At 73.4% G+C, this 15248-nt stretch carries 8 protein-coding genes, 1 tRNA gene and 1 other RNA gene; 8 read left to right on the forward strand and 2 right to left on the reverse strand.

The window, feature by feature from the left end:
• Positions 1-585 precede the first annotated feature (585 nt).
• Both QIS99_RS21260 and QIS99_RS21265 read left to right on the forward strand, forming a co-directional pair.
• Positions 586-1131, forward strand: a complete 546-nt coding sequence (locus QIS99_RS21260) for a MarR family winged helix-turn-helix transcriptional regulator (RefSeq protein ID WP_282515163.1) — start codon at positions 586-588, stop codon at positions 1129-1131.
• Positions 1132-1294: 163 nt separating this feature from the next.
• A complete protein-coding gene (locus QIS99_RS21265) occupies positions 1295-2230 on the forward strand; it encodes an LLM class flavin-dependent oxidoreductase (protein ID WP_282515164.1) in 936 nt (311 codons plus the stop codon).
• A gap of 116 nt (positions 2231-2346) precedes the next feature.
• Here QIS99_RS21265 and QIS99_RS21270 read toward each other — a convergent pair whose 3' ends face one another.
• Positions 2347-4815 (reverse strand): helicase-associated domain-containing protein, encoded by a 2469-nt coding sequence (locus QIS99_RS21270; RefSeq protein WP_282515165.1) that lies wholly within the window; start codon positions 4813-4815, stop codon positions 2347-2349.
• Between the two features lie 390 nt (positions 4816-5205).
• Positions 5206-5293 (reverse strand) — tRNA-Ser (locus QIS99_RS21275).
• A 72-nt stretch (positions 5294-5365) separates the two neighbouring features.
• Here QIS99_RS21275 and ffs point away from each other — a divergent pair.
• The 6 genes from ffs (at position 5366) to QIS99_RS21305 (ending at position 15123) form a co-directional block, all read left to right on the forward strand.
• An RNA gene (gene ffs, locus QIS99_RS21280) (signal recognition particle sRNA small type) lies at positions 5366-5464 on the forward strand.
• Positions 5465-5530: 66 nt separating this feature from the next.
• Positions 5531-8110: a DNA polymerase III subunit gamma and tau gene (locus QIS99_RS21285; protein WP_282515166.1), complete on the forward strand. Its 2580-nt coding sequence runs from the start codon at positions 5531-5533 to the stop codon at positions 8108-8110.
• Positions 8111-8223: 113 nt separating this feature from the next.
• Positions 8224-9489 carry a phosphoribosylamine--glycine ligase gene (gene purD / locus QIS99_RS21290; protein WP_282515167.1) on the forward strand — a complete coding sequence of 422 codons (1266 nt, stop codon included), beginning with the start codon at positions 8224-8226 and terminating at the stop codon, positions 9487-9489.
• 595 nt (positions 9490-10084) lie between these two features.
• Positions 10085-12136, forward strand: a complete 2052-nt coding sequence (locus tag QIS99_RS21295) for a hypothetical protein (protein WP_282515213.1) — start codon at positions 10085-10087, stop codon at positions 12134-12136.
• Positions 12137-12488: 352 nt separating this feature from the next.
• Positions 12489-13982, forward strand: a complete 1494-nt coding sequence (locus QIS99_RS21300; protein ID WP_282515168.1) for a N,N-dimethylformamidase beta subunit family domain-containing protein — start codon at positions 12489-12491, stop codon at positions 13980-13982.
• A 244-nt stretch (positions 13983-14226) separates the two neighbouring features.
• Entirely contained in the window at positions 14227-15123 is an 897-nt protein-coding gene (locus tag QIS99_RS21305) for a phosphoribosylaminoimidazolesuccinocarboxamide synthase (RefSeq protein WP_282515169.1), read from the forward strand.
• Positions 15124-15248 lie beyond the last annotated feature (125 nt).

Here is a 15248-nt window from a genome sequence, read left to right on the forward strand (position 1 = left end):
GCCTGCTCGCAGCTCTCGGTCCGGCCACCGCCGCCGACGCCGCTGAGCCCGCAGCCCCGCAGCCCCCCGTGCCGCCCGCAGCCCCGCAGCTCCCGCAGCCCCCGTACCGACCGACCTGGCCGCGGCCCACGGCGAACGCCGCGCCCAGCCGCGTGCGCACACGGGGGCCGAACCCGCCCTGGACGCGCGCGTGCTGCACGCTGTGCGAGAGGCCGCCCGCCCCGTCCGTCCGCCCCGCCCCGCGCGTGCCGCTGGACGCGATCGCCGCGGACGTCGGTCTCTCCCCGCCCCGGCTGTGCGGCTCGGCCTGGTCCGGGAGTCGGTGGGAGTCCCGCTCGTCCTGGTGCGCCGCTTGGCCCGCCTGCGCGAGGCGACCGCCGCCCTCCCGCACACCTTTGCGGCCGATTCCGCCGCCGCGGCGGGCTGCGCCGACCCAGCCCCGCCTGACCCGCACCTCCCGCACCTCCCGCCCCCCCACACCTCCCGCACCTCCCGCACCCCCCACACCCAGGGCTCCCTCCGGGCGCACGATCCGGCATAGTTCGCCACCCGAACTACCCGCATTACCGGTGATAAGCTGGCCGAATGGAGAAGCAGGAGAACGGCCGGATCGGAATCGTGGCCGCCCTGGTGCGTTCCTCGTTCCTGGTGAATGCCGTGTACGCGGAGTCGGGCCGGGAGTACGGAGTCACCCCGCAGCAGGGGCAGTTGCTGTGCGTCCTGATGGGGCGGCCGTACGGTATGGGCGAGTTGGGCGCGACGTTGCGTCTCGCCAAGTCGAGCCTGACCGGCCTGGTGGACCGCACCGAGCGCAACGGCCTGGTCCGGCGCGAACCGGACCCGCGTGACACCCGCGCGGTGCGCGTCGCACTCACCCGCCAAGGCGCCGATCTCGCGAAGGAGTTCTACGACGCGACCTGCCGGCGCATCGACGAACTGCCCACGAGCCTCACGCCGGACGAGCGCGAGACGCTGACGGTCCTCCTCGCCCGCGTCGTGCAGGACAACGAGGTCCCGGTGGTCTTTGGATCCCCCGGCGAGCCCGGCCCCGGCCTCGGCCCCGGACCTGGTTCCGGCCCCGGCCCTGGCCTCGGCCCTGGCCGCCCTGGCCCTGGCAGTAGCAAAGCCTGAGGCTGCCCGGCCGGTCGCCGATCACCGAAAGGGGAGGATTGCAGTTCGTGCCACGAACAAATATGGTTCGTAATGCGAACTGCACCCTCCCCCCGTACACCCGGGTTTCGGCAAGGCGACTCCCACTCCGACGGAAGGCAGCGCGGTGTCCGTACAAAAAGCAGTGCCCACACAAGAGGTCGTTTTCGGCTTCGGCGCCCATAGCAACGTTCCGGACGGCCCGGAGCTGCTGCGCATGGTCCAGCAGGCCGACCGCGACGGACTCGACCACTTCTCCCTCTCGGACCACCCGTACCTCGGCGAACGCCTCGACGCGTACGCATCGCTCGGCTTCCTCCTCGGGCGCACGAGCCGGATCTCGGGCTTCGCCAACGTGACCAACCTGCCGACCCGGCCGGCGCCCCTGCTGGCGCGGGCCGTGACCTCGCTGTCGGCGCTCTCCGGCGGCCGCGTCGTACTCGGCATGGGCGCGGGCGGGCTGTGGGACCGGATCGCCGACATGGGCGTGGAGCGGCTCTCGCCCGGCCAGGCGGTGGAGGCCTTCGAGGAGGCGATCGTGCTGGTCAAGAAGTTGTCCGGCGGCGGCCCTCCGGTCACCTTCGAGGGGCGCCACTACCGGGTGCGCGAGATCGAGCCGTCGCCGGTGGCCGCGCCCCCGGTGTGGACGGGTTCGGTCGGCCGCAAGTCGCTGGCCGCCACCGGCCGGGTGGCCGACGGCTGGATCCCCGGTCACGCGGCGGACTGGCTCAGCGAGCGCTACCGGACGTCGCGTCCGCTCGTCGACGAGGCGGCCGAGTCCGTGGGCCGCGACCCCCGCGAGATCCGCACGGTCTTCAACCTCCCCGGCCGCATCACCGACCAGCCGCTGACCCGCACGCGCGACGCCGACGGCCGCTGGACCGGCGGCTCCCCGGACCAGTGGATCGACGAACTGACCACCGCCGTCCTCGACCACGGAGCCGCCGGCTTCACCCTCTTCGCGGCGGACCACGGCCCGCAGGACACCGTCTCGCTCGCCCGCTGGTCGGCCGAGATCGCCCCTGCGGTACGCGAAGCGGTGACAGCGGTACGCGAAGCAGTGACAAAGGAGACCAACTGACGCCCACCACTGCCGCGTTCACACCGCACAACGTCGAAGGCCCCACTCCCAGACATCCGCCCCGGCCCGCCACTTCGCTGTGGGCGACAGTCTCGCCAGAGATACTGTCGCTGTCGCTACCGTCTTCCAGCTTGCTCGGGCATGACGCTGTGGATGCGGGAGAGGGTGAAGACGCGTTCGGCGTCCCGTAGGTGGCACCAGGCTTCGAGACAGGGCGGGTCGAGTGCGAGCCGGCTGAGAGTGCGTACGGTTCGGCTACCCGAGGCGGCAACGTATTCGACGGCAATGGCCTGACCGGCGTCGATGGCATGGGCGAGCTGGCGGACATCGCTGTACGGCAGTCGCTTCGCCCACCCTGCGACGATCTCCTCGGTGTCCGTGTCGAAGGGGACTCCGTCGAACGGCGCGGGTTCCGGGGAGGTCGGCGGGGCGGCCAGCAGCCGGGTCGCCAAGGCGTTCAGGTCCACGGCAGCCGGTGCCTTCGCTGCGCCTGTGGCTGTGATCCGGAGGCTGCCCTTTCTGCGAGTGCCGCGAGTGCCGCGGGTGCCGCGGGTGCCGCGGGGGGCCGGAACGGGAGTGGTGGCCCGCCGAGGCCGGGTTCTGTCGATGCGTACCGTGCCCGCGGCCGTTTCGGCGACAGGGGCGTATCCCTCGGCTCGGAGCGCGGCGAGGGTCGTGTCGAGCGGGCTGCGGCTGACCAGCACCGTCGGAGCCAGCTGTCGCAGCCCGAGCCGGGTGAGTCCTCGATGGGCGGCGAGTTCGGCCAGGAGCGCGGGCTCGTCGCCGTGGAGGACGCAGGCGGCGGGGGCGATGCGTACCCGTCCGTGACCTCGTGCGGTGTCGGCGATGAGATAGGTCAGCGGCTGTGGCAGGGGCGTGGCGGAGCCGGCGACCAGGTCCGCTGTGATGTCGTCCGGGGTGCGGCCGGCGTCCAGGGCCCGGCGGATACTGCCGGCCCTGAAACGCCATACCGACGCCGTGCCACTGGTCTCCCGGTCGGCCATCGAATCCAGCAGCGCTGCGAGTCGCGCGGACGGGGTGCCGGTGACGACGGCGGTGAGGTCGGCGCCGATCCGGGCGGTCGTGGTCGCGGGGGGCACCAGCCGCCGGGCCGTGATGTCGAGCTTTTCGTCGGCGTGGGCCGTCAGGTGGGCACCGAGCGGGGACAGCGCGCCTCGTGCCAGTACGCCCAGCAGTTCACCTTCGCGGATCACGGTGCTGAACGGTGCCGTGTCCTCGGGCGAGGCGTCGTCGGCGAGCGGACGGTGCCAGGCCACGAGCGGCCCCAGCTCCGACGGAACCTTTGCACCCTTGCCTGCCGGGAGCCCCGCGGCCGCGGTGAGCAGCCCGTGGCGGGCCTGCAGACAGCCGCCGCAGTCAGGCGCACCGGCGAGCGCGGGAAGCGACTTGTTGTCCTCGTTGCGCGCCCGGGAGGGGGTGAGCGGCAGGTCCCGCCATGCCCGGAGCAGTACGGCGAGTTGTTCTGCGGGCTCCTGCTCGGCCCAGGAGTCGTACGCCTCGGTGGGAGGTACGCGATCGCCGTCGCGGGCCAGCAGTCCGGCGGCGTAAGCGGTCTCCAGGACGATGCGTACCACGGCGTCGTCCGCTTGGGCGGCCTTGCCGAGCCGGGCCAGTTCACGCGCGCCGATCCCGCCCGACTTCAGCCGGGTCGGTGGAGCGGTCGTGCACGCCGAAAGGACGGAGGCGGCATGGGCCGCGAACGCGGTGGCGGCTACCGCGGCCTCCCGCTCCACCTCCGAGGAACTGATGGGCACCAACTGTGTGACGGGCGGCAGAGGTTCGAACGGAGCGTGCCAATCGGGGCCCCGCAGAGCCAAGGCCACCTCGACCGGCATCCGGACGGGCCCGTACCGGTGACGGTCCTGGAGCAGAAGCGCGCGGTCGAGTGCCCATCGGGCGCCTGGTCGGAGGTCGTGGCCAGGAGCCCCGAACGCGACGAACAGTGACTGACGCGGCGTGGACCGGGCGCTCTGCTCAAGCAACTTCCGTGTGGCCGGTGGTGCCCCCGCCACCAACGCGGCGACCCGTTCTGCGTCACTGTGATGGTCCACCAGAGCCGCGAGTCGCTGCTGCTTGGTGCCGGGTGGCTTGATGCCCAGGACCGCCAGCATGCCGCGCAGCTCTTCCGAGGTGGTGCCGGCCAGCAGGTCTTCCAGCGGGGCGTCAAGTCCCAGGGGCGTGCTCCACGCCTGTCGAAAGGGCGTAGGCATGCGGAGTGCCTCGTTGCCGTCGTGCCACACGAGCGCCCGATCCGACAGCGCTTCCAGGGTCGCGTCCAGCGCTTGTACCGCCGCAGGGGACGTCGAGCCGAGCAACTCCGCGAGGCTGCCCCGGGTCGCTCGTGCTCCCAGGGCGGCCAGCGCCTCGGCGGCCTGCAAGCACGGCAGGGTGAGTTGCGGCAGGACGAGTGCCACGGACCCCGGACGTTGGAGACGGTCCGCCAGTTCCCCCAGCGAGCGTGGTTCCGGAGAGGAAGCTGCGTCCTTCCGCGTGGCGAGTACGCGTGTCAGGCGGGAACCGTCGAGTTCGCCCAGCCAAGTCGTAAGCGATGATCGGGACTTCATGAGAGTGCACCTCGACAGACAGGGAACGTCACAGGCGGGCCGAAGCGGCTTCGGCGCCCGGGCCAAGCATGGCGCAGTTCCATGATCCGCGGATGGCGTACGAGGGCAGGGCCTGTGGCGCCTCCCCGCCGCAGGCCCTGCCCGACGAGGCGGGCCGACGGCGGCAGAAGAGCCTGCTACCCGCTCACCGGAATACACCGGAATGCATCGGCTGACGGTGCAGTAGTCGCGGAGGCCGGGCTGCGGCGCGTCCGACCGGCTCGGCCGTAGCGGCAGCAGGCACGTCTCGCGGGCCCGACAGCGGCCGTGCGCCGGGCAACTCAACCCCCACACGTCGAAGGGCCCCACCGCGAACGGTGGGGCCCTTCGACTTCGTGCCCGGTGAGGCACTGGCGGAGGATACGAGATTCGAACTCGTGAGGGGTTGCCCCCAACACGCTTTCCAAGCGTGCGCCCTAGGCCTCTAGGCGAATCCTCCGCGGCAAACAATACAAGACGTTGAGGAGTGCTCGCGAACTCGTTCCCCCCGGCCCGGAGCATGTACTCTGGGCGCAGCCCCTCACGTGGCGCTATCTGACTGAACTCCCCCAGGGCCGGAAGGCAGCAAGGGTAGGTCGGCTCTGGCGGGTGCGTGGGGGGCGCTTGCGTTTGCGGGCGGGGGGCCGCGGGCTGCGGGCGGGGCCGGTTGTCAGTGGGCACCGATAACCTCGTATGCGTGTCGTCCCTTGCGCTGTACCGCCGTTATCGCCCGGAGTCGTTCGCCGAGGTCATCGGGCAGGAACATGTGACCGACCCGCTGCAGCAGGCGCTGCGGAACAACCGGGTCAATCACGCGTACCTGTTCAGTGGCCCGCGCGGCTGCGGCAAGACGACCAGCGCGCGCATCCTGGCGCGCTGCCTCAACTGTGAGCAAGGTCCCACTCCGAACCCCTGCGGCGAGTGCCAGTCCTGCCGCGACCTCGCGCGCAACGGCCCGGGTTCGATCGACGTCATCGAGATCGACGCGGCTTCGCACGGTGGCGTGGACGACGCCCGTGATCTGCGCGAGAAGGCCTTCTTCGGCCCGGCCGGCAGCCGGTACAAGATCTACATCATCGACGAGGCCCACATGGTCACCTCGGCGGGCTTCAACGCCCTCCTGAAGGTGGTCGAGGAGCCGCCGGAGCACCTCAAGTTCATCTTCGCGACGACGGAGCCCGAGAAGGTCATCGGCACCATCCGCTCGCGTACGCACCACTACCCCTTCCGCCTTGTCCCGCCCGGCACCCTGCGGGACTACCTCGGTGAGGTCTGCGGCAAGGAGGACATCCCCGTGGAGGACGGGGTGCTGCCTCTCGTGGTGCGGGCCGGTGCCGGTTCCGTGCGTGACTCCATGTCCGTGATGGACCAGCTCCTCGCGGGCGCGGGCGCGGACGGTGTGACGTACACCATGGCGACGGCCCTGCTCGGTTACACCGAGGGCTCCCTGCTCGACTCCGTGGTGGACGCCTTCGCGGCCGGTGACGGCGCCGCCGCGTTCGAGGTGGTGGACCGCGTCATCGAGGGCGGCAACGACCCGCGCCGCTTCGTGGCCGACCTCCTTGAGCGGCTGCGCGACCTGGTCATCCTCGCCGCCGTGCCGGACGCCGCGGAGAAGGGCCTGATCGACGCCCCCGCCGACGTGGTGGAGCGCATGCAGGCGCAGGCCGGGGTCCTCGGCGCCGCCGAGCTGAGCCGTGCCGCCGACCTCGTCAACGAGGGCCTGACGGAGATGCGCGGCGCCACCTCGCCGCGGCTGCAGCTGGAGCTGATCTGCGCGCGCGTGCTGCTGCCCGCCGCGTACGACGACGAGCGCGCCGTGCTCGCCCGCCTCGACCGCCTGGAGCGCGGCGGCAACTTCGGCGCCGGTGGCCAGGCGCCCGCCATGGGGTACGTGCCGGGGCCCGACGCCCACGCGCCCGTGCCGCCGTCCGGTCCCGCCGTGCCACCTGCCCCGGCTCCCGCGGTACCTCCGGGGGGCGGTCCGGCTGCGGCGCGGGCCGCTGTGCGGGGGGTGGCCGGGGCGGCTCCGGGTGGTGCTGCGCCTACCCCGGCTCCGGCTCCGGCTCCGGCTGCGGCACCCGGGCCGGAAGCGGTGCCTCCGGCCCCGACCTCACCTCCCGCTCAGGCCCCGACCTCACCTCCCGCTCCGGCCGCGGCTCCGGCTTCCGCTTCCGCTCCGGCTCCGGCTTCCGCTCCGGCTTCCGCTCCGGCTCCCGCTCCCGCTCCCGCTTCGGGCGAGCCCGCTCCGGCGCCCGTAGAGCCGACCGCTCCGGATGCTGCTCCGATGGCCCCGGCCGCGCAGGCCGGCGGTCCGCCTGCCGCTCCCGCGACCGCGCCGGGCGCGTGGCCGACGGTCTCTGGTGCCGCGGTCTCTGGTGCCGGTTCCAGCGGTGGCCCTGTTCAGGGTGGTGGGCCTGCCGGTGGCGCCCCCGCCGCCTCGCGGCCCGGTGCCTGGCCCACGACCGCCCCCGCGGGCGGCGGCCGTCCGAGCCCGCCGAGCGCCGCACCGGCTCCGTCGGCCGCTCCACAGGCGCAGCAGCCGCCGCAGCCGCCGCAGCCGCAGCAGTCTCCGCAGGCGCCGCAGATGCAGCAGCCGCCGCAGCCTCCGCAGGGGCCGTCGGCCGGTGCGGCGCAGGCGGGGCCGCCCGCCGGGGGAATCGACGCGCGCAGCCTGTGGCCGAACATCCTGGAGGCGGTCAAGAACCGTCGCCGTTTCACCTGGATCCTGCTCAGCCAGAACGCCTCGGTCGCCGGGTTCGACGGCCAGACCCTGCAGCTCGGCTTCATCAACGCCGGGGCCCGGGACAACTTCATGAGCAGCGGCAGCGAGGACGTGCTCCGCCAGGCCCTGGCCGAACAGTTCAACGCGCACTGGAAGATCGAGGCCATCGTCGACCCCTCGGGCGGTGCCGCACCGCCGCCCGCCGCGGCCAACTTCGGCGGCGGCGCCCCGGCTCCCCGCCGGCCCGCGCCCCAGCCGCAGCCGCAGCCCCAGCCCCAGCCCCAGTCCCAGGCCCACGCTCCGGCTCAGCCCCCGCAACCCCAGCAGCCCCCGGCTCCGCAGCGCCCCGCACCGCCGCAGGCCTCGGCCCCCGCGCAGCCGGCCCCTGCCACGCGGCCCGCGCCCTCCGCTCCGGAACCCCCGCCGTACTCCATCGAGGACGACGTCCCGGCGGACGACGACCCGGACCTGGACGACTCGGCGCTCTCCGGACACGACCTGATCGTGCGGGAGTTGGGCGCGACGGTGGTCGAGGAGTTCACCAACGAGTAGCGGACACGACCACCCACAGCCGTCGTCCACGTGGAGGAACCTACGAAGAGCGGCGCGTCTCACGCCCGTCGCCCCGTACAAAACCACCGCGGTGTTCGGGCTAGGCTGCACGTGTGAAGGTCCTCGTCATCGGCAGCGGCGCCCGCGAACACGCCCTGTGCCGCTCTCTGTCCCTCGACCCGGCGGTCACCGCCCTGCACTGCGCGCCCGGCAACGCCGGCATCGCGGAGGTCGCCGAGCTGCACGCGGTCGATGCCCTCGACGGTGCCGCCGTGGCCGCGCTCGCCACTGAGCTCGGCGCCGGTCTGGTCGTGGTCGGCCCGGAGGCGCCCCTCGTCGCGGGCGTCGCCGACGCCGTGCGCGCGGCGGGCATCCCCTGCTTCGGCCCGTCCGGTGAGGCGGCCCAGCTGGAAGGCTCCAAGGCGTTCGCCAAGGACGTCATGGCCGCCGCCGGTGTGCCCACGGCCCGCTCGTACGTCTGCACCACCCCGGCCGAGGTCGACGAGGCGCTCGACGCCTTCGGCGCTCCGTACGTGGTGAAGGACGACGGTCTGGCGGCCGGCAAGGGCGTCGTCGTCACCGACGACCTGGAGGCCGCGCGGGCGCACGCCAACGCCTGCGAGCGCGTGGTGATCGAGGAGTTCCTGGACGGCCCCGAGGTCTCCCTCTTCGCGATCACCGACGGTGTGACGGTGCTTCCGCTCACCCCCGCCCAGGACTTCAAGCGCGCCCTCGACGGCGACGAAGGCCCCAACACCGGCGGCATGGGCGCCTACTCGCCGCTGCCGTGGGCCGACCCGAAGCTGGTCGACGAGGTCATGGAGAGCGTTCTCCAGCCCACGGTCGACGAGCTGCGGCGCCGCGGAACGCCGTTCTCCGGACTGCTGTACGCGGGCCTCGCGATCACCTCGCGCGGTGTGCGGGTGATCGAGTTCAACGCCCGCTTCGGCGACCCCGAGACCCAGGTCGTCCTGGCCCGCCTCAAGACCCCGCTGGCCGGAGTCCTGCTGCACGCCGCGGAGGGAACCCTCGCCGACGAGCCTCGGCTCAACTGGAGCGAGGACGCCGCGGTCACCGTGGTCGTCGCTTCGCACAACTACCCGGGCACGCCGCGCACCGGCGACCCCGTCGACGGCCTCGACGAGGTGGCGGAACAGGACGCTCCGCATGCGTACGTGCTGCACGCCGGCACCAAGCGCGACGGTGACGCGGTCGTCAGCGCGGGCGGACGCGTGCTGTCCGTGACCGCGACCGGCACCGACCTCGCCCAGGCGCGGGAGCGCGCGTACGCGGCCGTGGGCCGGATCCGCCTCGACGGCGGGCAGCACCGCACCGACATCGCGGCAAAGGCCGCCGCCGGGACGCCGACCGCCGGCTGACCTGACCGGCACATCCACCTCACCGGCTGCGCGGGACCGTGATCTTCACGGGCCCGCGCAGTCTGCGTTCGTACGCCCCCACGGAGCCCCGTGAGTGCTCCTCGCGCTCCGCACGCTTCCCGTGTGCCGCGTGCGGCCCCGTGTGCCTCGTGTGCCTTGTGTGCCTTGTGTGCCCTGTGTGCCCTGTGTGCCCTGTGTGCCCTGTGTGCCCTGTGTGCCTTGTGTGCCCTGTGTGCCTTGTGTGCCCTGTGTGCCCTGTGTGCCCTGTGTGCCCTGTGTGCCTTGTGTGCCCTGTGTGCCCTGTGTGCCCTGTGTGCCCCGCGTACGCCTTTTCGTGGACCGGCCCGGATCTGACGCCTGATCGGGGGCGTGATCGTCATCCACCTTTAGCCAAAGCCATTCCATCGAGTGACCGCCGGCCTATCCGGCTGACGTGCTCCGACGCCCCAACTAGGGTGCCGCGCAAGCAGTCCGGCACTTGGCCCATCGGCATTGCGATGTCAGTGGCGGGTGCCACAGTGGGGGAGTGAGCAAAGCCGTCGCAGGGCAGAGGGGGTGACGTCCGGCCGTGTCCGGAACCGGTGTGGAGGGTGAGATGGGCGCGCAGGCGGCGCGCTTCCGTGCGCTGGCCGTGCTGCGGGTGCGCAGCCGCGCGATCGCGGTGGCGCTGCTGCCCGCGGCGGTCGCCGTGGTGCTCCTGGTCGGAGGCGTCACCGGCCGTATCGGCGGCGGGAGTTGGGACGTCGTGCGCTGGGTCGTGACGGGCGCCGCGCTGCTCGTGCTGCTCGCGGCGGCGGGCGTCGGCCTCGTGGTCGCCCGGGCGCGGCCCGCCGTCAGTCCGACGGTCCCGATCGCCGAGGAGTCCGCCCCGGATCTCTACCGACTGGTGCGCGACCTCGCGGACCGGCTCGATGTACCGGCGCCCTCCGCGATAGCGCTCACGCCCGACTGCGACAGCTGGCTGGAGGACCGTACGCATCCGGCGCACGGCCCGCCCCGCGGCGCCGCTGAGGGCCCGCCGCCCACCCGCTCCGCCCGCGCCGCCCGTTCCGCCCTGGCGCCCGGGGCCGCCCAGGACGCCATGCCGCCCGCGCCGGTCCTTGTCATCGGCTCGCCCTTCCTGTGGTGGATGCGGGTCGGCGAGCTGCGCGCGGTCCTCGCCCCCGTCGTCGCCGGTACGGGCCCCTCCGCCCACCCCGACATAGCGGCGGCCCGGCGCTTCGTGCGGGGTCTGGACGCGGCCGTCGCGGTGGCCGCGAAGCCGGGCCGGGGCTCGGTGCCGCGGGCCGTCCTGGCCGGGGTCGGCTGGGCCTCCCGGCTGCTGCTGCGGGCCTGCCGCGGGCATGCCGCCGAGATGGAGCGCGGTGTCGCCGCGGCCGCCGCGGAGCGCGCCCAGTCGGTGGACTACGGCCTGCGGATCGTCGCCCAGGAGCAGGTCGGCCTGGCGTACGCGGGCTGGGACCGGCTGCTGACCAGGGTCGCGCTGCCCGCCTGGCGGATGGGCCGCTGGCCGGACCGCCTGGACGCCGGAGTGGTCGCCGCCCTGACCGAGCTGTCCCGGCGCGACCGGCTCGCGGAGGGCTTCGCCTCCCGGCTCGGCGAGCGTCCCGCCTGCGACCTCCTGGAGGAGCCGGGCGTGGTGGACGAGGCGACGTCGCTGCTCGCCGCCCGCCTGTTCCACGGCGGCCCGGCCGAGCGGGGGCCGGACTGGGCGCCGGTCGGCTGGCAGGAGTACCCGGAGGAGGTCGTCGACCGGAAGTGGCGCACGGACGCCGCCCGCCTCCACCGCGTACTGAACGAACTCGGCGTACGGAGCACGGGCACGGCCGAGGACGACAAGGAACCGCCCACGCTCGCCCGCGTCATGGACCACCTGACCGCGAGACCCAGCGGCCCCGCAGCACCCGCACCCGCACCCGGACCCGGCACCACGTCCTCCGGCACCACGTCCTCCGGCACCGGCCCCTCCGGCGGCCCCGCCGCACCGCCCGCGTCGGACGTCGGCGCCGACAGGCCGGCCCCGGCCACCGCAGCCGTAGGCACGCGCGCGAGGGCGAGTGTCTCGGCGATGACGACCGCGCCGCAGGCGCCCGTGGAGCACACGCAGCACAGAGACCCCACAGACGCGGCGGACCCCACAGACCCGGCGAACCCCACAGACTCCACGGACCTCACAGAGCCCACAGACTTCACGGACCCCACGGACCCCACGGACCCCACGGACCCCACGGACCCCACCGAGTCGGCCGAGTCGGCCGAGACCGCCGCCCTGGGCGCGCGGCTCACCGCCGAACTGGCGCGGGAGGAGGCCGCCGCTCCGGTGCCCGCGGCGCCGGGGGGCGGACCGGACGAAGCGCTGTGGGGCGATGGCCAGTTGCCGCTCTTCCCGCTGCAACCGCCGCGCTCAGGGCGAGAGTTGCTCACGGACCACGTGCTGGCGATGATCTGCTGCGCCGCCGTAGACACGGCGGGCGCCGCACCCGGCCTCGACTGGCTGGACGGACCCACGCTGCTTGTCTCCGGCGAGCGCGCAACGGACCTCGCGCCCCGCGTCCGCAGCCTCGTGGAGGACGGCGACCCGGACCCCCTGCGCGGCTGGCTGAAGACCCTGGGCGTACGCCCGGAGAAGCCCGTACGCCTGGCGTAGCCGTAGCCGTAGCCGGAGCCGGAGCCGGAGCCGGAGCCGGAGCCGGAGCCGGGGCGGGGCCGGGGCGGGGCCGGAGCCGACCCCCGGCAGTCGCCCGCGCCCCCGACAAACGTCAGGGTCAAGCCCTCAACACCCCTGAGAAACCCGGAAATCCGCGACGAAGGGTGACGGCGTGCATGCGTGATGTGATGTGCTGTGCACGCCGACGGAACCGCACCGAGACCAGCCGAGAGGCAAGCAACAAGGCAAGCAACAAGGCACAAAGCGGGCAAGCAACAAGGCAAGCAACAAGAACCAAGCGGGGCAACCAACAAGGCGCGCAGCAAGGCACGCAGCAAAGGAGGGGAGCCGTATGGCGGCGCGGCCGATCCGGCGCTGGGAGTCCGGCGCACTCGCGCACGGCGTCTCCGACCCCTTCGGCCAGGGGCCGGTGCCCTGGCTGCGCGGCAGTGAGTACTACTTCGGCGACACCGGCAAGGTCGTCCCCTGGTACGTGGACCTCGCCTCCGACCCCTCCGACCCCTCCGACCCCTCCGCCCCCGACCCGGCCGCCCCCGCTGGCCCCCGCACCGCCGACGACGTGCACCGCCAGATCAAGGGCTTCACCTCGACCGGAGCGGTGGCGCCGGGGGAGGCGATCGACTTCCATGTGACGGTCGACCCGCCGCAGGAGTTCGGCGTCGACGTCTACCGCATCGGGCACTACGCGGGCGACGGAGCCGCGAAGATCACCACCAGCCCGCGCCTCTCCGGCATCGTCCAGCCGCCCCCGCTCGCCGCGGACCGCACGGTCTCCTGCCACCACTGGTGGCTCTCCTGGCGCCTGCAGATCCCGAGCTACTGGAACGTCGGGGCGTACGTGGCGGTCCTCACCACCGCCGACGGTTACCGCTCGCACATCCCCTTCACCGTCCGCGACGACCGCGCCGCCGACCTGCTCCTGCTGCTCCCGGACGTGACCTGGCAGGCGTACAACCTCTACCCGGAGGACGGCAGGACCGGCGCCAGCCTCTACCACGCCTGGGACGAGGAGGGGCGGCTGCTCGGCGAGAGCGAGGCGGCGGTCACGGTCTCCTTCGACCGGCCGTACGCGGGCGCGGGCTTGCCCCTGCACGTAGGCCACGCGTACGACTTCATCCGCTGGGCCGAGCGGTACGGATACGACCTGGCGTACGCCGACACCCGCGACCTGCACGCGGGCCGCATCGACCCGGCCCGGTACCGCGGCCTGGTGTTCCCCGGGCACGACGAGTACTGGTCGGTGCCCATGCGCCGCACCGCCGAGCAGGCCAGGGACGGCGGCACCTCGCTGGTCTTCCTCTCCGCCAACACCCTGTACTGGCAGGTGGAGTTGAGCCCGTCCCCGTCCGGCGTGCCCGACCGCCTGCTGACCTGCCGAAAACGCAGAGGCCCCGGCCGGCCCGCCCGGTGGCGCGAGGTGGACCGGGCCGAGCAGCAGCTGCTCGGCATCCAGTACGCGGGCCGTGTACCCGAACCGTCCCCGCTGGTCGTGCGCAACGCCGAGCACTGGCTGTGGGAGGCGACCGGGGCGCAGGAGGGCGACGAGCTGGACGGCCTGGTCGCGGGCGAGGCCGACCGCTACTTCCCACGGACCCGCCTCCCCGAGCACCGTGGCCGCATCCTCCTCGCCCACTCCCCGTACGAGGACGGCGAAGGCGCCCGGCGCCACCAGGAGACCTCGCTCTACCGCGCCCCCTCCGGCGCCCTGGTCTTCGCCTCCGGCACCTTCGCCTGGTCCCCGGCCCTGGACCGCCCCGGCCATGTCGACCCGCGCATCCAGCGCGCCACGGCCAACCTCCTCGACCGCATCTGCAAACGCGACTGAAGCCCGCGCCCACCCACACCCGGCCCACGTGCCCACCCACGCCCGGCCCCACGCCCGGCCCCACGCCCGGCCCCACGCCCGGCCCCACGCCCGGGGCCCCACACCCCGCCCCACGCCCACCCACAACCCACACCCACGCCACCTCCCGCCCAAGCCCGCCCAAGCCCGCCCCGCCCCCTGGCCGAAACCAGCCCCCGCGTACGGGAGAATGCGGAGTACTTGGCCAAAACCACGGGGAGGAACCGTGTCCGGATTCGTTGAAAAGCCCGAGCCGATCGAGGTTCCGGGTCTGGTGCATCTGCACACCGGCAAGGTGCGCGAGCTGTACCAGAACGAGGCGGGCGACCTCGTGATGGTCGCCAGCGACCGCCTGTCCGCGTACGACTGGGTGCTGCCCAGCGAGATCCCCGACAAGGGGCGTGTGCTCACGCAGCTGTCGCTGTGGTGGTTCGACCAGCTCACCGACCTCGTGCCGAACCACGTGCTCTCCACGGAGCTGCCCGAGGGCGCCCCGGCCGACTGGGCGGGCCGCACCCTGGTCTGCAAGTCGTTGCAGATGGTCCCGGTGGAGTGCGTCGCGCGCGGCTATCTGACGGGTTCGGGACTCGTCGAGTACGAGCAGTCCCGCACCGTGTGCGGCCTCGCCCTGCCCGAGGGCCTGGTCGACGGCTCCGAGCTGCCCGCGCCGATCTTCACGCCCGCCACGAAGGCCGAGGTCGGCGAGCACGACGAGAACGTCAGCTACGAGGAGGTGGCCCGCCAGGTCGGCGTCGAGACCGCCGCCCAGCTGCGCCAGACCACCCTCGCCGTGTACGGCAGGGCCCGCGACATCGCCCGGGACCGCGGCATCCTGCTCGCGGACACCAAGTTCGAGTTCGGCTTCGACGGGGCGGAGTTGGTGATCGCCGACGAGGTGCTGACGCCGGACTCCTCCCGCTTCTGGCCGGCCGCGACCTGGGAGCCGGGCCGTGCGCAGCCCTCGTACGACAAGCAGTACGTCCGGGACTGGCTGACCTCCCCGGCCTCCGGCTGGGACCGCAGGAGCGAGCAGCCGCCGCCCGCGCTGCCCGCCGAGGTGGTGGAGCGGACCCGCGGCAAGTACATCGAGGCGTACGAGAAGCTGACCGGCACCAGCTGGTAGCGGAGAAGCTGCCCGGCACCACCAGCAGCGGACACGAGCCGCCACGAGCGGACATGGGCCGCCACGAGCGGACACGAGCCGCCACGAGCGGACACGAGCCGCCACGAGCGGACACGACGAAGCCC

Origin of the sequence: Streptomyces solicavernae (genome assembly GCF_029968095.1) — a bacterium.
Lineage (GTDB): Bacteria > Actinomycetota > Actinomycetes > Streptomycetales > Streptomycetaceae > Streptomyces > Streptomyces solicavernae.

Bases quoted from the DNA above. Each gene is read 5' to 3' on its own strand.
- QIS99_RS21260 (WP_282515163.1), top strand. From the start codon at position 586: ATGGAGAAGCAGGAGAACGGCCGGATCGGAATCGTGGCCGCCCTGGTG.
- QIS99_RS21295 (WP_282515213.1), top strand. From the start codon at position 10,085: ATGGGCGCGCAGGCGGCGCGCTTCCGTGCGCTGGCCGTGCTGCGGGTG.
- QIS99_RS21270 (WP_282515165.1), bottom strand. From the start codon at position 4,815: ATGAAGTCCCGATCATCGCTTACGACTTGGCTGGGCGAACTCGACGGT.
- QIS99_RS21300 (WP_282515168.1), top strand. From the start codon at position 12,489: ATGGCGGCGCGGCCGATCCGGCGCTGGGAGTCCGGCGCACTCGCGCAC.